This is a genomic window from Mycolicibacterium wolinskyi (assembly GCF_002101965.1).
Lineage (GTDB): Bacteria > Actinomycetota > Actinomycetes > Mycobacteriales > Mycobacteriaceae > Mycobacterium > Mycobacterium wolinskyi.
On sequence record NZ_LQQA01000013.1, the window covers coordinates 1 to 15,184 of the forward strand.

Annotated in this window: 18 protein-coding genes and 2 tRNA genes; 8 read left to right on the plus strand and 12 right to left on the minus strand. The window is 65.1% G+C overall.

Annotated elements, in window-relative coordinates:
• On the minus strand, nucleotides 1-562 hold a 562-nt coding region (locus AWC31_RS12020; protein ID WP_133060155.1), incomplete at its 3' end, for a hypothetical protein.
• A 128-nt stretch (nucleotides 563-690) separates the two neighbouring features.
• Nucleotides 691-921 carry an excisionase family DNA-binding protein gene (locus tag AWC31_RS37835; protein WP_234816832.1) on the minus strand — a complete coding sequence of 77 codons (231 nt, stop codon included), beginning with the start codon at nucleotides 919-921 and terminating at the stop codon, nucleotides 691-693.
• A 111-nt stretch (nucleotides 922-1,032) separates the two neighbouring features.
• Here AWC31_RS37835 and AWC31_RS12030 point away from each other — a divergent pair, with 111 nt between their 5' ends.
• Together AWC31_RS12030 and AWC31_RS12035 are read left to right on the plus strand one after the other, a co-directional pair.
• Nucleotides 1,033-1,644: a helix-turn-helix domain-containing protein gene (locus AWC31_RS12030; protein ID WP_085144494.1), complete on the plus strand. Its 612-nt coding sequence runs from the start codon at nucleotides 1,033-1,035 to the stop codon at nucleotides 1,642-1,644.
• Nucleotides 1,637-2,818, plus strand: coding sequence for a tyrosine-type recombinase/integrase (locus AWC31_RS12035; RefSeq protein ID WP_085144495.1), 1,182 nt, complete (start codon nucleotides 1,637-1,639; stop codon nucleotides 2,816-2,818). The genes AWC31_RS12030 and AWC31_RS12035 overlap by 8 nt, the downstream gene beginning before the upstream one ends.
• A gap of 69 nt (nucleotides 2,819-2,887) precedes the next feature.
• Here the strand turns inward: AWC31_RS12035 and AWC31_RS12040 are convergent.
• Both AWC31_RS12040 and AWC31_RS12045 read right to left on the minus strand, forming a co-directional pair.
• Nucleotides 2,888-2,960, minus strand: a tRNA-Arg gene (locus AWC31_RS12040).
• Between the two features lie 36 nt (nucleotides 2,961-2,996).
• Nucleotides 2,997-3,088, minus strand: a tRNA-Ser gene (locus tag AWC31_RS12045).
• 88 nt (nucleotides 3,089-3,176) lie between these two features.
• On the opposite strand from AWC31_RS12045, the gene hisC reads away from it, so the two are divergent.
• A complete protein-coding gene (gene hisC / locus AWC31_RS12050) occupies nucleotides 3,177-4,223 on the plus strand; it encodes a histidinol-phosphate transaminase (RefSeq protein ID WP_085144496.1) in 1,047 nt (348 codons plus the stop codon).
• Between the two features lie 20 nt (nucleotides 4,224-4,243).
• A complete protein-coding gene (locus AWC31_RS12055; RefSeq protein ID WP_085144497.1) occupies nucleotides 4,244-4,705 on the plus strand; it encodes a DUF4334 domain-containing protein in 462 nt (153 codons plus the stop codon).
• On the opposite strand, the gene AWC31_RS12060 is transcribed toward AWC31_RS12055, so the two are convergent.
• Nucleotides 4,702-5,241 (minus strand): TIGR03086 family metal-binding protein, encoded by a 540-nt coding sequence (locus tag AWC31_RS12060; RefSeq protein ID WP_110775067.1) that lies wholly within the window; start codon nucleotides 5,239-5,241, stop codon nucleotides 4,702-4,704. The two genes, AWC31_RS12055 and AWC31_RS12060, sit on opposite strands and share 4 nt — an antisense overlap.
• Before the next feature lie 19 nt (nucleotides 5,242-5,260).
• On the opposite strand from AWC31_RS12060, the gene AWC31_RS12065 reads away from it, so the two are divergent.
• Nucleotides 5,261-6,076 (plus strand): crotonase/enoyl-CoA hydratase family protein, encoded by an 816-nt coding sequence (locus AWC31_RS12065; protein ID WP_067851513.1) that lies wholly within the window; start codon nucleotides 5,261-5,263, stop codon nucleotides 6,074-6,076.
• Here AWC31_RS12065 and AWC31_RS12070 read toward each other — a convergent pair.
• Both AWC31_RS12070 and AWC31_RS12075 read right to left on the minus strand, forming a co-directional pair.
• Complete coding sequence (locus AWC31_RS12070) at nucleotides 6,063-6,974, minus strand: NAD-dependent epimerase/dehydratase family protein (RefSeq protein WP_234816833.1); 912 nt, start codon at nucleotides 6,972-6,974, stop codon at nucleotides 6,063-6,065. The genes AWC31_RS12065 and AWC31_RS12070 overlap by 14 nt on opposite strands.
• Entirely contained in the window at nucleotides 6,974-7,387 is a 414-nt protein-coding gene (locus AWC31_RS12075; protein ID WP_085144499.1) for a hypothetical protein, read from the minus strand. Before AWC31_RS12075 ends, AWC31_RS12070 begins: the two co-directional genes overlap by 1 nt.
• Nucleotides 7,388-7,433: 46 nt before the next feature.
• Here AWC31_RS12075 and pdxR point away from each other — a divergent pair, with 46 nt between their 5' ends.
• From pdxR to AWC31_RS12090, 3 genes are all read left to right on the plus strand, one after another.
• Nucleotides 7,434-8,822, plus strand: coding sequence for a MocR-like pyridoxine biosynthesis transcription factor PdxR (gene pdxR, locus AWC31_RS12080; RefSeq protein WP_085144500.1), 1,389 nt, complete (start codon nucleotides 7,434-7,436; stop codon nucleotides 8,820-8,822).
• 152 nt (nucleotides 8,823-8,974) lie between these two features.
• A complete protein-coding gene (locus AWC31_RS12085) occupies nucleotides 8,975-9,688 on the plus strand; it encodes a cutinase family protein (protein ID WP_085144501.1) in 714 nt (237 codons plus the stop codon).
• The gene (locus AWC31_RS12090) at nucleotides 9,688-10,830 is read left to right on the plus strand and encodes a hypothetical protein (protein WP_133060156.1); all 1,143 of its coding nucleotides are present in this window, start codon (nucleotides 9,688-9,690) and stop codon (nucleotides 10,828-10,830) included. Before AWC31_RS12085 ends, AWC31_RS12090 begins: the two co-directional genes overlap by 1 nt.
• Here the strand turns inward: AWC31_RS12090 and AWC31_RS12095 are convergent.
• From AWC31_RS12095 to AWC31_RS12115, 5 genes are all read right to left on the minus strand, one after another.
• A complete protein-coding gene (locus AWC31_RS12095) occupies nucleotides 10,815-11,558 on the minus strand; it encodes a DUF6882 domain-containing protein (RefSeq protein ID WP_085144503.1) in 744 nt (247 codons plus the stop codon). The two genes, AWC31_RS12090 and AWC31_RS12095, sit on opposite strands and share 16 nt — an antisense overlap.
• A gap of 224 nt (nucleotides 11,559-11,782) precedes the next feature.
• Nucleotides 11,783-12,196 carry a hypothetical protein gene (locus AWC31_RS12100; protein ID WP_085144504.1) on the minus strand — a complete coding sequence of 138 codons (414 nt, stop codon included), beginning with the start codon at nucleotides 12,194-12,196 and terminating at the stop codon, nucleotides 11,783-11,785.
• A gap of 134 nt (nucleotides 12,197-12,330) precedes the next feature.
• Nucleotides 12,331-12,879: a hypothetical protein gene (locus tag AWC31_RS12105; RefSeq protein WP_133060157.1), complete on the minus strand. Its 549-nt coding sequence runs from the start codon at nucleotides 12,877-12,879 to the stop codon at nucleotides 12,331-12,333.
• A gap of 14 nt (nucleotides 12,880-12,893) precedes the next feature.
• Nucleotides 12,894-13,979, minus strand: coding sequence for a zinc metalloprotease (locus tag AWC31_RS37140; protein ID WP_133060158.1), 1,086 nt, complete (start codon nucleotides 13,977-13,979; stop codon nucleotides 12,894-12,896).
• 58 nt (nucleotides 13,980-14,037) lie between these two features.
• Complete coding sequence (locus tag AWC31_RS12115) at nucleotides 14,038-15,171, minus strand: hypothetical protein (RefSeq protein WP_234816834.1); 1,134 nt, start codon at nucleotides 15,169-15,171, stop codon at nucleotides 14,038-14,040.
• Nucleotides 15,172-15,184: the final 13 nt, after the last annotated feature.

Below are 15,184 nucleotides of genomic sequence, written 5' to 3' on the forward strand. Positions count from 1 at the left end.
GATGGGGGGTCTCGGGGGCTGGTGGGTCGGGAATTTCGCGCGCGCTCCCGTCAAGAGGAACGTCAATAGGAACGTCAAGTAGGTCACCCAGGTGACCCGTTCGGTCGTCGATTTGACCCGTTCGCCCCCCGGATTTGACCCGTTCGGTCCCGGTCGATTGGGTCACCTGAGTGACCTGTTCGCTATCGACCGATTGGGTCACCTGGGTGACCTGTTCGGTTTGTTTGCTGTCGAGCGGCCTGACTTCGTAAATTGGGGCGCACACTCGGCCGTTCTGATTGTCGAATCCACGCTTAACGACTCGGATCAGGCCAGCTGATTTGAGATCGGCCACAGCACGTTTGGCCGTGGAGGGTGAGACAGGGCGCAGTTGTCCGTCTTCGTCCTTCTGGCTGCCGTAGAGCGCCGCGCGGATGTGGTCCCACCGCACCGACGCCCGGCGGCTATGCGTTTCAGCTTTCTCGGCGATGGCGATCAACGCGTAGAACCCGCGCGGCGACAACCCGCGCGCCCGGAGCGCATCCGCAGCCGCTAGTACTTCGCCCACGAGTTGGCCGCTCATCCTGGCGCACCACCCGTCGCGCGTGAGTTTCTACCCCGACCTGATTGGTGCCGCTGATCAGGTGTGGATGCCATCCACGTCCCCCATCACTGGGCACACCAAATCTGGCGTAACCGGTGAGATGAAGGTCATGCGCGCGCGTCGATGCGTTCGATGAAGTCGCAGAGCGCGGCCTCGCTCACCAGTCGCCGCCGACCAACCAACACCGAGCGCAATTCGCCGGACGCGATCAGCTCAAAGACCATGCTCCGACCAACTTTCAGCCGCTCCATTACTGATTTGATGTCATGAAGCCGCGCGACTTCTGCCGTGAGCGCTTCTGCCGCGAGGGCGTCTGCCATGTCAACCGCTTCCGCCATGCCAACCTCCGAACTGTGTCAAATACACACAACACAGTCCGATTCTGTGTTGCCGATTCAGATCTACCAGTCCGCTTGAATCCGCGCAAGTTTGCGCTAGTATGTGTCGTTGTGACACAACATGACGACTGGAGCGCCGCGACCCACAATCGGCTTGCAGAAGCGATCACGCGTGCCCGCGAAGTCCGGAAGATGTCGGCGCAGCAACTCGCCGATGAGACCGAGCGGCTTCACTACCCGATTTCCCGATCACAGATCGCGAATTACGAGTCCCGCCGTAAACGCGGTCTCGATGTCACAGAACTGCTTGTCCTCGCCGCCGCGCTGAACACATCGCCGGCAGCTCTTCTCTACCCTGGGCCTTACGACAAGGAGGTCGAAGCGCTTCCTGGTACGGATTCGACAGAATTCCATGCGGTGCAGTGGTTTTCAGGCTTGAGCCATGGGTTCACTGACATCGTTCGGGAACCCGGCGGAGCGGGTGCATCCGGTGCGTCGGCTGCGCGACTCCGCACCGAGTATCGACAGAACACCCAACTGCTCCGGTTGTGGCGTCAGCTCGAGGAATGGCAGGTGCGCAAAGCGTCGATTGTGACACCGAAGGGCGGCAGCATGACTCGCGAGCAGCGCGAACAGATTGCGTTCTACGACAGCCAGATTGAGCAACTGCGCGAGCAGATTGAGCACATGCGCGAAGACGACGGGGTCGGGCACGATGCCTAGGCAGCGAATGCAGCCCGGCGAACACGGCAAGGTCACTCAATGGTCTAACGGCGGAAGATATTTCGCCTCGACATACGTACGCGACACCGATGGCCGACGGCGCCGTGTCGAACGATCCAGTGACAAGAGCGTGGAGGACGCGCGCCGCTTGTTGCAACGCCACCTTCAACAACGTCGAGCACCGCTCGACAGCGGTCAGATCGTCACGGGCAGAACCGCCTTGGCAGAGCTGTTCGAACTGTGGATCGAAGCGAAGGCGGCCGAAGATGGCATCTCGCATCAGAGCGTCGACCAGTATCGGCAGGTCTGGCGGGTGCATGGCGCAGAGCAACTCGGCGCGCTGCGGATAACGGAACTGTCGACAAGTCGAGCCAGCAGGTACCTGCTGCAGATGGGTGCGGTGACCCAGGCGAAGCGGTTGCGGATGATTCTGTCGGGCATGTTCGCCCTCGCGGTGCGCTACGACGTCATTCCAGTGAACCCGATACGGGAAACCAAGACGACGCGCACCACCCGCAAGCCGGTGCGCGCGGCGACGCCAGCCGAGTTCAACCGGATCCGGGCGGCGGTGACCGCCTACGCCAATCGAAAGCGGTCGGGTCCCCGCCGGGGCGCGCACAGGCTGCTGCCAGCGTTCATCGAATGTCTGGCGGCGACTGGGGTGCGTCCGAACGAGGTTCTAGGCATCTTGTGGCCAGACGTCGACCTGCTCGGGGATCCGCCAACCGTGACGGTGACGGGGACGATGATCGACCACGGCAAGGTAGCGGGGAAGCCGCTGCATCGACAGGAGCACCGCAAGCACGGTGCGCCGGCCCATACCGTCGTGCTGCCGAGGTTTGGCGTCGAGGCATTGACCGCACTTGTGGCGGAAACGGGCGGGATTGAGGGGCCGGTGTTCGCCAACCGTGACGGCGGCTGGATGAGCCTGGCGAACATGCGACGGGCGCTCCGCGCCGCGCTCCCGGCTGATCTGGCGTGGGTGACTCCGCACTCGTTCCGGCGCACGGTTGCGACCGTCGTCCGCGATGCGCACGGTCCAGCAGCAGCTCAGCAGCAACTGAGTCATACCAAGCTAGCGACCACCGAGGCGCACTATCTCCAGCGGCACACCCGCGGCCCGGACGTCCGGGCGGCTCTGGACGAATACGCAGGTCAGCAAAGTGGAGATTGAATGTATCAGGAAAGTATCAGATTCCGGGCGTGTCGTCGGTTCAGCTGACACGTTTCCGCTGGTAGTGAGCGCGCCCGAAGGGATTCGAACCCCTAACCTTCTGATCCGTAGTCAGATGCTCTATCCGTTGAGCTACGGGCGCAGTGCATATTCAGTTGTTCGGTTGACGGATCAACCGTGGCGGAGGCGAGAGGATTTGAACCTCCGGTCCCCGGTAAGGGGGACAACTCATTAGCAGTGAGTCCCATTCGGCCGCTCTGGCACGCCTCCTTTGAACTTCTGTGAGGGTACCGGACTCCGTCCTGGTGCCCGAAACCGCCGAGGGCACAGCGTACACAGCCTCCCCTATGCTGGCCAAATGAGTATCCGGTTGCGACCCGAAATGGCAGACCTTCCTGCCTACACACCAGGCAAAACAGTACCGGGCGCAATCAAGATCGCCAGCAATGAAACCGTGCACGGTCCGCTGCCGAGCGTGCGCGATGCGATCGTCAAGGCGACCGAGAACATCAACCGCTATCCCGACAACGGCTACCAGGACCTGCGCGAACACCTCGCCAAGCACGTCAACTTTGCGCCCGAGAACATCTCGGTGGGCTGCGGTTCGGTGAGTTTGTGCCAGCAGTTGATACAAATCACATCGACCGTCGGCGACGAAGTGCTGTTCGCGTGGCGCAGTTTCGAGATCTACCCGCTGCAGGTGCGCACCGCCGGCGCGACCGGCGTCCAGGTGGCGTTGCGTGACCATACTCACGATCTCGACGCGATGCTCGCCGCCATCACCGACCGGACGCGGCTGATCTTCGTCTGCAATCCGAACAACCCGACCAGCACCGTGGTCGACCCCGACGAGTTGGCCCGGTTCGTGGCCGCGGTGCCACCGCACATCCTGATCGTGCTCGACGAGGCCTACGTCGAGTACATCCGCGACGGCATGGCGCCGGACAGCTTCGGTCTGGTCCGGGCCCATCCCAACGTCGTCGTCCTGCGCACGTTCTCGAAGGCCTACGGGCTGGCCGGGCTGCGCGTCGGCTATGCCGTGGCCGACCCGGACATCGTCACGGCCCTCGGCAAGGTTTACGTGCCGTTCAGCGCGACCAGCATCTCGCAAGCCGCGGCCATCGCGTGTCTCGACGCCGCCGATGAACTCCTGACCCGTACCGACGCGGTGGTGGCCGAGCGCACCCGGGTCAGCACGGCGCTGCGCGAGGCCGGGTACGAGCTGCCGCCCTCGCAGGCCAACTTCGTGTGGCTGCCGTTGGCCGAACGCACGCTGGATTTCGTCGCGAGGGCCGCCGACAGCCGCATCGTTGTGCGGCCGTACGGTGAGGACGGCGTGCGCGTCACCATCGGTGCCCCGCACGAGAACGACGCGTTCCTGGAATTCGCACAGCGCTGGATCTAGCCCCGCCGAGGAGATGACACATGGCCGACGCACGCGCCACGTTCGACGATTTCACCAAGCGGGAGGGGCAGATCCCCGATGCCGAGCTCGACGCGCTCTGGGCCGTTCTGACGCCCGCGAGCATCGATTTCATGATCGGTGAGTGGCAGGGCGGCGAGTTCCAGACCGGACACAAGGCCAACGGATTCATGAAGCGGCTCAACTGGTTCGGCAAGACCTTCAACTCGCCGTCCGACGCCAAGCCGCTGGTGTGCCTCGACGCCGACGGCAACAAGTTCTCCAACACCGAAGCCATGAACGGCGAAGCCAGCCTGTGGCTCGAGGAGTTCCGCGGCGAGGTGACCGCGACCATGGTCTACGACGGCCGCCCGGTCCACGACCACTTCAAGAAGGTCGACGACAACACCGTCATGGGCATCATGAACGGCAAGGGCGCCGTGGTTGACGGGCGCTACCTGTACTTCTACCTGCAGCGCGTCTAAGGCCGGCGGCCGGTGAAGGCCAACAGCCGGTCGAGCGCCGACGCGTCGTCGGGCACGTCGGCCGGGTCGTCGAAACCGGCGCGTACCCGCCCCTCGGGCGTGATGATCGCCCGCGCCCACTCGAGCACACGCTCCGACTGCTCGTCGGATGGGGGCACGGTCTGGCCGGTCGCAGCCGCGTAATCCCAGGCGTGCACCAGGAATTCCAGTGACAGGATGCGGGCCATCATCGCCGCGGGCGCCTCACCCGATCCGAACGGCACCATGCCGTCCAATCCGCGCCGCCGCCATGCCGCGACCGCGGGGCGCGCGGCACTGACGACCTGATCCGCCACCGACGCGGCACGGTCACGCTCGGGGATCTCCGCACCGGCCGCCGTGCCGATCAGGGTGATCGAGTTCAGGAGGTGGTCGGTCAACGAAGCCACGTCGAATTCGCGACACGGCGTTTGGTTACCGAGGTCGTCGTCACCGATGCCCTGGAGTACCTGCTGCAGCACGTCGAGCGTCGACTCGGCGCATTCGAGTTCGTCCATGCTGAGTAGTGTCGCCTGCATGGCTGACACGTACGAGTCCGTTACCGTCGAAATCTCCGATCACATCGCGCAGGTGACGCTCATCGGACCCGGCAAGGGCAATGCGATGGGCCCGGCGTTCTGGGCCGAGATGCCCGACGTGTTCGGCTCGCTCGACGCCGATCCGGACGTGCGCGCGATCGTGCTCACGGGTTCCGGGAAGAACTTCAGCTATGGCCTCGACCTGCCCGCGATGGGTGGCGAGATGCCGGGCCTTGATGCGGGCGCCAAGTCACGCGCCGACTTCCACAAGCGCCTGCAGAAGATGCAGGGCGCCATCACGGCGGTGGCCGACTGCCGTACCCCGACCATCGCCTCCATTCACGGCTGGTGCATCGGCGGCGGTGTCGACCTCATCAGCGCGGTGGACATCCGCTATGCGAGCGCCGACGCGAAGTTCTCGGTGCGCGAGGTCAAGCTCGCGATCGTCGCCGACGTCGGCAGCCTCGCCCGGTTGCCGTTGATCCTGACCGACGGACACCTGCGCGAGCTGACCTTGACCGGCAAGGACATCGACGCGGCACGCGCCGAGAAGATCGGTCTGGTCAACGACGTCTATGACGACGCCGACGCCTCGCTCGCCGCGGCGCGCGCGACTGCCGCCGAGATCGCCGCCAACCCGCCGTTGACCGTCGCGGGGGTCAAGGACGTGCTCGATCAGCAGCGCATCGCCCGGGTGTCGGAGAGCCTGCGGTACGTGGCCGCATGGAACTCGGCGTTCCTGCCGTCGAAGGATCTGGCCGAGGCGGTCACCGCGATGTTCCAGAAACGGCCGCCGCAGTTCACCGGGGAATAGGCGTCCAGCCCAGTTCGGCTTTGGCCTTCGCGTTCGACAGCGGTAGCCATGTCGTGCCGAATGCGGTTGCCGCGTACGGTGCGACGGGTCGGACCAGGCGGTGCGAGATCGGCCACGGCCGTGGGCGGTTCAGTTTCGCGTTGAGCTCGCGGACGTAGTCGCCGAACGACTGGGGCCGGTCGTCGACGATGTTGTAGATCTCGCCGCCGCGCCCCTTCTCGAGCGCATCGGCGGTCGCGCGTGCGACATCGTCGATGTGCACCCATGACACGATGCCGTTTCCGGTCATCGCGGGCAGCAGCCACCATTTTGCGAGCCGGCGGAACATGTCGTCGTGCGTCACTCCAGGACCGTAGAAAGCGCCGTAGCGCAACACGATTCCCTCGGTGTCACTCTTCTGACCCGACCCGAGGACGTTGCGTTCCATGCCGCGCAGTGCGGCAAGCACCTCGGCGCCGCCGGGCGGCGGAGGTCCCGGGTACGGGTCGGACTCGTCCATCACGTCCGGTCCGGTGGAGCCGTAGCCGTAGGCGAAGATCACCGATTCCGCGACCACTCGGCGTACGCCAGCCCGCTGGGCGGCCGCGACAAGGTTGCCCGCGCCTCGGCTCCACAGCTCTTTTGCCGGATCGAAATCCTTGATCCGCAACGGACCCAACTTGGGCAGCGTCGTCAGCAGGCTGACCACCACCTCAGGGGTGAATTCGCCTACCACAGCGTCGATCTGGCCGGCGTCGAGCACGTCGGCCACCACCGGCTTGGCCCCGGCCTCGGAAATCTTGGTCGTCTTCGCGGCCGAACGGGTCACCCCGATCACCTCGTGACCGCGCGAAATCAGTTCCCGCAGCAGTGGTATTCCCGGAACACTGGTCGCACCGGCCACCAGAACACGCATCATCAAGCCCCCGTTTTCTCATCGGACATGCCGGCCCGCAACGCGATTGCCAGCAGGACTGTGGTGAACACCAAACCGCCAGCTTCCAGCCAACCGACCCAACTGCCCGCGGCATGGTCGGTATCGACAAGGTGACTCACGGCGTGCAGGCCCCAGTGCGCGGTCGCGAATGCGAGCGCAGGCACGCGCCACGCCGGCCACCGGACCGCGCCGAGCATCAACAGCCCGAGGGGCAGTTCGAAGGATGCGTTGTCGAAGATGTAGTGGTCGTTTCGGACACCGAACGCGCCGAGCGTGTCGAAGAACGTGCCGGGCGCGACGAGCATGAACAGCCCGAGCAGCACCGAGTAGATCCCGAACACGATCAGCACCACTTCGGCATACCGCGAACGCGTCCGTGTCGCCGTGGTGGACATGTCTTCACGCTAGACCCCTGGTGGACTCCGAGTAGGCTCCAATTCCATGGCGATTTCGGGTACCACTTCCGGTCCTGAACTGCTCGTCGAACTGGACCGCACGAGCAGGACCCCGCTGCACCGCCAACTCGCCGACGGGTTGCGCGACGCGATCCGCACGGGACGGCTGGCCCCGGCTGCGCGGATGCCGTCGACGCGGGTGCTGGCCACCGATCTCGGGGTGTCGCGCCGGCTCGTGGTCGAGGCGTACGGGCAGCTGTCCGCGGAGGGTTTCCTGCACAGCACCCGGGGCGCGGGCACGCGCGTGGCCGAGGTAGGTGCCGCACCGGAATCTTCGCGGCCCCGGTTCGACGTTCCACACCGGTACACGATCGATTTCGCGCCCGGCTCACCGGATCTCGCGAGTTTTCCGCGGCAGGCATGGCTTCGGGCGTTACGCCAGGGTCTGGCCGAGATCGAGTCCAGCGCATTCGGTTACGTGACGCCGCACGGACTGCCCACCGCACGTGCCGCGGTGGCCGATTATCTGCGGCGCACCCGGGGTGTCGTCGCCGACCCGAGCCACATCGTGCTGTGCTCAGGGGCGAGCCAGGCCGTCGCGTTGCTCACCCGGTGCGTGCAGACACCCGTCGCGATGGAAGAACCCGGATTCTGGCTACATCGGAAGATGCTGGAACACAACGGTATCGAGCCCATCGCGATCCCGATCGACACCGATGGTCTCGACGTCGCAGCGCTGGCCGACAGCGACGCCGCCACCGTGCTGACCACCCCGGCCCACCAATCGCCGACCGGAGTGGTGCTGTCGGCGGCGCGCCGAACCGCCCTGCTCGAGTGGGCGCGCGGTGGCCACCTGATCATCGAGGACGACTACGACGCCGAATACCGTTACGACCGCGCACCCGTGGGCGCGTTACAGGGCGTCGCACCCGACCGGGTGGTGTATGTGGGTTCGACGAGCAAGACCCTCGCGCCCGGTCTGCGGATCGGCTGGATGGTGTTACCCGACGAACTCGTCGCGCCGGTCCGGGCCGCCAAAGCCTTTGCCGACACCGGCAGTTCGGTGATGGATCAGATCGCCTTCAGCCACATGCTGAGTTCGGGCGCCTACGACCGGCACCTGCGCCAGATGCGACGGCGCTACCTGGGCCGCCGCAACACCTTGCTCGAGGCACTGTCGGCATACCTGCCCGAGGCAACGGTGCTCGGTACGGCGGCGGGCGTTCACCTCACAGTGCGATTCCCTTCCGGTTTTCCGATCGACGAAATGGTCCGGCGGATCACCGACCTGCGCGTGCGGGTCGAGCCGCTGGCACCGTGCTACTCCGATCCGGCGTCCGCGCCGCCGGGCCTGATCCTCGGCTACGCGAACCTCACCGAATCGCAGATCGTCGCCGGAGTGCGGATGTTGAGCCGCGCGGCGGCCGGCCTGTGAACTAAACCACACAATCGGGCGGTTTCGATTAGTGCGATCGCGGCAACAGACGCTACGGTTAGAAGTGCTAGAGAATTCTCATCCTGGTCGCTCGCGCAGTGCTGGAGTCGACCAGCCGATTGGATGGGAACTACCGGACCGAGGGGTCGACAATGAGCTCAAGCTCAGGTCTGCCGCGGCTAGCTGTCGCGGTGGCGACGGGGGTTTTGTCTGGGGCGTTGGCGTTCGTGTCGCTGATCGCCGCCCCGTTGGCCGGGGCTGCGCCGCCCTGCCCTGATGTACAGGTGGTATTCGCGCGCGGCACGTTCGAGCCGCCGGGTGTCGGTGTCACCGGCCAGGCGTTCGTCGATGCGCTGCGCGGAAAACTCGGCGACCGATCGATGGACGTGTACGCCGTGAATTACCCAGCGTCGCTGGACTTTCCAAGAGCCGCCGACGGGGTCATCGACGCCAGCAACAAGGTCCGCGACGTGGCGGCCAACTGCCCCAACACCAAGACGGTGCTCGGAGGCTACTCACAGGGCGCCGCGGTCGCGGCCTACATCACCGCGGATGCCGTGCCGGCGAACTTCGTGCTGCCGCCCGGTATCACGGGTCCGATGCCGCCCGACGTCGCCGACAGCGTGGCGGCGGTGACACTGTTCGGCAAGCCGTCGACCGGGTTCATGAACATCGTCCAATCCACCGCGCCGCCGATCAACATCGGTCACCTGTACACGGACAAGACCATCGACCTGTGCATCGACACCGATCCGGTCTGCTCACCGAGCGGCGGCGATGCGGGCACGCACAACCTGTACGCGACGAACGGGATGGTGGACGAAGCCGCCACCTACGTCGCGCAGCGCGTGCAAGCGCGTACTTGATGCCACGGTCATCGGCCCGCCAGGCGTGGGCTGACGCGTTCCGCCCGGCGTGCCGTGCCCGCGGTATGCGCTTCGTCAGCGAGGAAGGTTTTCTGCTCGACGACGTCTACCTGACCTCCATCAGCACGCAGGTTTTTCACGAGGGCTCCGAGGCGCTGCGGATCACGTGGGATGTCAGCATCAAACCGCTGGCCATCGACGAGGTCCTGTGGGCCGCGTTCCTTCCCGACGTCGAGATGGGCCCAAAGATGCGGATCAACCGACGCATCAACGGGGCCTTCACGATTCAGCCCCTACGCCTGAGCCGGGCTTCACACGACGTCGCGGCCACCGACGAGCCCGACTGGGAACCGGTGCTCGACGAGTTCGACCGTGTCCGGGCTGACTTCATCGCCGACCATCCCACCGCGGCCGACTTCGTGTCGGCGCTGCGGCGCGCCGACGACGGCATCGCCCCGTCCAGGGGGCTGACGCGCCTGGTCACTGCCCTCATCTCCGCCGGCGACAACACCGAAGCCGCGAATATCGCCGACGAGGCAATCGCGCGCGGTGAGCGCGGATCCATGTCCTCGACTGTCGATGTGCTGAAGTATCTCTCCGCGTATGCCAAAGGCCCGGAGGCGTACTCGGCATTCACAGCCAGCCTGGCGCCGACCCACGACTACCAGGTTCTGCAACACTCTGATCGCGATATTTCGGTGGGCCTGAGCCGCGAGCATCATCGAGGCACGATGCGTCGCGATCTCGAGAGCATGAATGGCGCGGATCCGTGGGCGGTGGTGTTGAGGGCCCGCGCACCGCTCGGAGCGCCTGAAGATTTCACGACGTCGCGCTACCTGCAGGCCGCGGGTACCGCCGAGGCGATGGTGGTCGAATTGTGCATGCCGGGCGGGGCGGATATCGGCGCCGTCTCGGTGCGCTCTGTCGTCGGTCACCCGAGCACCGGCCGCGCCGAGCGTGATGTCGAGATCACCCTTCCGCGCGGCATCGAGCGAATCAGCCGGGATGAAGTGTTCACCGCCGACCAAGCGGCCGGTCTGTTCGAAACCTTTTACCGCACAGACACTATCGGTGAGGACTACGTCCTGCGGCCGGTCGAGGGCTACACCGCCGACGGCGGTCACGTCTACCCCGAGACCTGATGCCCGCTCAGCGTTCCCCGCAGCGCGGTGAGCCGCGCGTAACCATCGAATTCCGCGGTAGCCGAGTTACTCGTCAAAGGATCGGTCAGCACCGCGCGGCCCCAGTCTGCGGTCCAGTCGATGGCCCATCCCGACATCTCCGCGAGACCGTGGACAGCGGCACGATGGTCCTCGATTGTCCCCGCGCCCAACGCCATCGGCACCCTGGTCATGAACCGGTGGTCGATCCTGGGCCTCGCGAAATCGAGGTCGCCGAGTAGCAGCACGGCCAGGGTGCCACCGCCGACCCCGACGATGTAGGTCAGCCCGCCTCCCGTCACCGAGGCCACCACCGCACCAACCTCGAGCGCCGCGTATTCAGCTGCGGTATCCGCATCGTCGCCGACCGCGAAGGGCACCTCATCGTTCAGCAAGCTCGCCAGCCCGTCCGCCCGACCGCGCTCGAGAATCATCTGGGCGCCCGCGCGGCCGCCGTTGGGCAACGCCCGACCCCACATCATCGACTGCGGCCCCGGCGCAACGCTGGCCATCAACTCGACGCTGGTCTCGATCGTCGCGCCGGTGCCCTTGCCCGTGAAGACAAATGAATCGCTGACGAGATCCGCCGCATAGTCGAACTCACCACCAACGCGCTCCTGCACTCCCTCCTGGAGCGAGAGCTGAGTCAGCGCGGCGTACAGCGCGCCACGGTCGTGCAGTACTCGCAAGTCGTCGAACGCGATCGCCACATCGACGACACTAGAGGCCTATCACCGCCGCGGCGACACCAACGACCAACGCTACGATCACCACCGCAAGGTGAATTCCGCCGCTCGAGATCGGCGACTACCGGTCCCGCACGCGAGCAGCGTGCCGGTGTTCAGAACCCGCGGCGACGCTCCTTGTCCGTGCTGGACGTCTGGTACCCGATAGACCGGGATGCACTGTGCTACCCGAAAATTACAGTGATGGCTCACCCCATCAATGTGGCTACCCGTAGCGCAATGTCCTTTACCTGATCGATGACATACTCCTCACCAATGACTTTCACCCAGAAGGTGGATGTGATGTAGGTCAGGTTGACTTCGCAGCCCGGCTCGTACACTTCAGCGCTGCCGTCGTTGATAACGAATATCGCGTCCGTGGCTCCGGGTTCATCCGGTTCGGCCAGGAAGTACTCGGGGCGCTCGTAAGACGACGGGTCCCAATGTCCTTTCTGGTCACGAATTTCCTGAATCGCTATGTCTCCGCGCCCGGCTGCGATGAGGACAGACTTGCCGCTGGGTTTGTCTTCCCAGGCTGACCATGTCTGGTGCTCAACGTCCTCTTCGGTGAGGACGAGGTTGACAGGATCCAGGCTGTCAGCTTCGATGAAAACCTTCAGCACTGCCGCAATCTGAGCACAGGTCGGCAGGGCCGGTGTATCCGCTACTTCTGAGGCAGAATCGCCCGAGTCGCCATCGGTGCAGCTTGTTAACATGACGGTTGCTCCCAACGTGATCAGGACGAGGCCTTGTTCCGTTATGAGGGGCCGCGTGGCGCGATTTGATGCGCCACCGCTTCTTTCATCTCCGCGACCGGACCTTGGTAGTCGCCACTGCTGGCGGCAGTGCGCTGATCCGGGGTGATCGGATAGGCCATGATGAGCGGGTTTACACCGCCTTGCGGCCAGTCGTTGACAGCGAAGACATAGGGCTTGCCGGAGTCGAGTATCGCCTCGCCGTTGGCCAGACATTCCCGAGTGCCGTCCTGGCGGATCTTGACTTGGCCGCTGTAGTTTCCTTTGAGATTGTGGTCAGCGGTGACGATGAAATCGGTCGCCGACTCGTCATGTGGTCCCAAGTCTTGTTGCACAGCACCAACAAACACGTTGCTGGCGAAGCCAGCCACCTTTCTCATATCTGAAGTGTCGACGATGTAGTCGAGCTGGAGTTCGCAACTGGCCGATGCAGCCGAGGGAGAGCCCACTGCAGCAGGCGGTTCTGATTGCTGACAGCCCGCCGCGGCCAACGCACCGGCCAATATCACCGAATACCACGCGCAGCTGCGATTCCGTGTGCGCGGAGACATTGAACGCATAATTATCACCGACCCTGATTCGCGGCTGCTATGTCGATTGCCTGTGGAAACGCAGCCTGACTCGCGTCGCTGATCGCGTGCATGGCCTGTCCTGGGCAACTGTGCGCCAAGCCTAACGCGTGTCCAAGCTCGTGTACGAAAACGCCAGTAATCTCGCTCGGCGAGAGCCCATTAACGTATGGGTTGGCTTCGCTGGGGATGGCGAAGAACTCATTGAACGCGAGTTCGTCCGGGCCTATCAGCCGAGGCGATAGTCTTCCTACCCACTTAGTGGGTCCGAAGTTCTCAGCGACGATGCGCACATCCGGGACGTGAGGGCCTGAGTTCTCCAATATCTTGACCTTGCTCACCGCATTCCAGCGAGTGATCGCGTCGAGAACCTCGGCGTGACGGCCCCATGAGCCGGTACCCCACAGATATCTGACCACGCCGCCGTCAATGGATCCGTCTCCGTTCCTGAACAGACCTAGATCGGATATTGGTTGCCCGGCAGCGGTTTCCGACTCAGCCTTATTACATTGCTCGGGTGTGTTGTCCTTGCCGTTCTCGCGACTGTACTGAGCATCTTCGTGCTCGACTTGCTGCTGCGGTGTCTGTTGCGCCGGTTCGGAGGGCGGTGTGGGCTCAACCTCGCGCTCCGGCTGGTGTTGCGGGGCGCTTGGCTGCGCCGATTGTTGTGACCCTTGCTGCGCGGGCGCTTGTTGTGTGGGTGGTTGTTGGCGGGGTGCGTCGTAATCGGGTGGTTGGGTGCCGTGCACGGGTGGTTGCCGTGATGCGTTGGGTTGTTGTTGTGGGTTTTGGGGTGTGGGGTTGTAGTCGGGTGCGGCGCTGGGGTTGTTGATGTCGATGCCGTTGCCCTGGGGTGGTGCGGGGTAGTTGCCGCCGCTGTAGCCCGGTCCGGCTTGGGGCCATCCGGGCGGCTGGAATTGACTACCACCGCCGCCGCCGAAACCGGGACCGGTGGGACCACCCGGCCCGGTAGGTGCGGGCGGCTCAGCGGTCGCGCCGGGCATGGTGAATGCACCGGGCAGCTGGGCATCGTTGGCGGTCACCATCACCGTGGCGGCCAGCAAGGCCACGATCGCCGTCAAGGCCAACACCCGCCTACCCAACGGCCCTGGGGCCGGTTTCCTGATCACGCAGTCACCCCTATTCCGTGGGTCCGGTGATGGTGGTCTTGGCGGTCGCGACAACACCTTCGGCGGCGCGTGTGCACGCGTCGTAATCGGGCCCGGTTTGGCCGAAGGTGGCGGTGCAGGCCACCGACAGGTGCGCCAGAAGGGTGTTGTGGCATGCGGTCACCGACGTCTGGTGCGGGGTGGTGGTCAGGCATTGCTGGTGGGTGGCACACCCGGCGGTGAAGTCGGCGGCGCGCCCATCGGGGCTGCGATAGTCGTTGGTGCCGCCCGGACACTGCACCGAACCGTCAGCGACCGCGGCGATACTGGGTGAGCCTTCGGGCAAGCCAGCCCAGTTCGGCATCGGCGCCCCCGTCGTGGGGATGTCGGAGGCGCGGTAGGCCAGGGTGAGGGTGACTGGGAACGCGAAGATGTTGGCCGGGCCGAGGTCGATGGTCAGATTTGACTGTCCTGGCGGGAAACCGGGCCCCAGGGTTGGGGTGACGGTGAGTGGTGCCTGGTGGGTGTCGTGAGCGGCCGGGATGCTGAAGGTGCCGATCACCGTGGCGGGTTGTCCTGGCGTAGCGTCGGTTTCGACCAGTACCACGTTGTCGCCTTGGCGTAGGTGTGTGCCGGCGGGCAGTTTGATCCCGAACGGGATCGTGGAGGCGGAGAACACTGTTTTGCGGGTGATCGTGACATCCACCCCGCCGCCGGTCAGCCGCTTGACCGCGTAGTCGACGTCGGGGCTGCCATAGACACCTCCCCCGTCGGGTGTCCAGGCCGCCGGGGCCAACGTCAGCTCATCGGGCAGGTGGATGCGCAGCTGGCGGTTGGGGTGCGCGGTGGGAACGAAGATGCCGTCTTTGGCCCACATCGGCACCGTGGCCTCGCCCCGCTCCACCTGCGCCGCCAGCGGTGGTTCCAAGCCCGCGGTCTCACCTTGCGGGGTGGTCGACGAAATTCGGGCGCCGCCAATGGGATTCACCCGTGGCGGGTCGGCGGGCATCGGCCGCGGGATCGGCATCGGCACCGGCGGTGGCACAGGCTCTGCGGCGGCCACCACGATCGGGCCGGGTATGCGCCCGTCGCTGTCGCCGAGTAGCGGCGCGCCCAGCGTCAGCACAGCTGCCGCGGCCACCGTGGCCGTCCGATGTATCGTCAACGTTGTTCCCCGG

What these genes read in the sequence shown, in the direction of transcription:
- AWC31_RS37835 (WP_234816832.1), bottom strand. Translation starts at nt 921, where the DNA reads ATGGCGGAAGCGGTTGACATGGCAGACGCCCTCGCGGCAGAAGCGCTC.
- AWC31_RS12035 (WP_085144495.1), top strand. Translation starts at nt 1,637, where the DNA reads ATGCCTAGGCAGCGAATGCAGCCCGGCGAACACGGCAAGGTCACTCAA.
- hisC (WP_085144496.1), top strand. Translation starts at nt 3,177, where the DNA reads ATGAGTATCCGGTTGCGACCCGAAATGGCAGACCTTCCTGCCTACACA.
- AWC31_RS12055 (WP_085144497.1), top strand. Translation starts at nt 4,244, where the DNA reads ATGGCCGACGCACGCGCCACGTTCGACGATTTCACCAAGCGGGAGGGG.
- AWC31_RS12060 (WP_110775067.1), bottom strand. Translation starts at nt 5,241, where the DNA reads ATGGACGAACTCGAATGCGCCGAGTCGACGCTCGACGTGCTGCAGCAG.
- AWC31_RS12065 (WP_067851513.1), top strand. Translation starts at nt 5,261, where the DNA reads ATGGCTGACACGTACGAGTCCGTTACCGTCGAAATCTCCGATCACATC.
- AWC31_RS12070 (WP_234816833.1), bottom strand. Translation starts at nt 6,974, where the DNA reads ATGATGCGTGTTCTGGTGGCCGGTGCGACCAGTGTTCCGGGAATACCA.
- AWC31_RS12075 (WP_085144499.1), bottom strand. Translation starts at nt 7,387, where the DNA reads ATGTCCACCACGGCGACACGGACGCGTTCGCGGTATGCCGAAGTGGTG.
- pdxR (WP_085144500.1), top strand. Translation starts at nt 7,434, where the DNA reads ATGGCGATTTCGGGTACCACTTCCGGTCCTGAACTGCTCGTCGAACTG.
- AWC31_RS12085 (WP_085144501.1), top strand. Translation starts at nt 8,975, where the DNA reads ATGAGCTCAAGCTCAGGTCTGCCGCGGCTAGCTGTCGCGGTGGCGACG.
- AWC31_RS12090 (WP_133060156.1), top strand. Translation starts at nt 9,688, where the DNA reads ATGCCACGGTCATCGGCCCGCCAGGCGTGGGCTGACGCGTTCCGCCCG.
- AWC31_RS12105 (WP_133060157.1), bottom strand. Translation starts at nt 12,879, where the DNA reads ATGTCTCCGCGCACACGGAATCGCAGCTGCGCGTGGTATTCGGTGATA.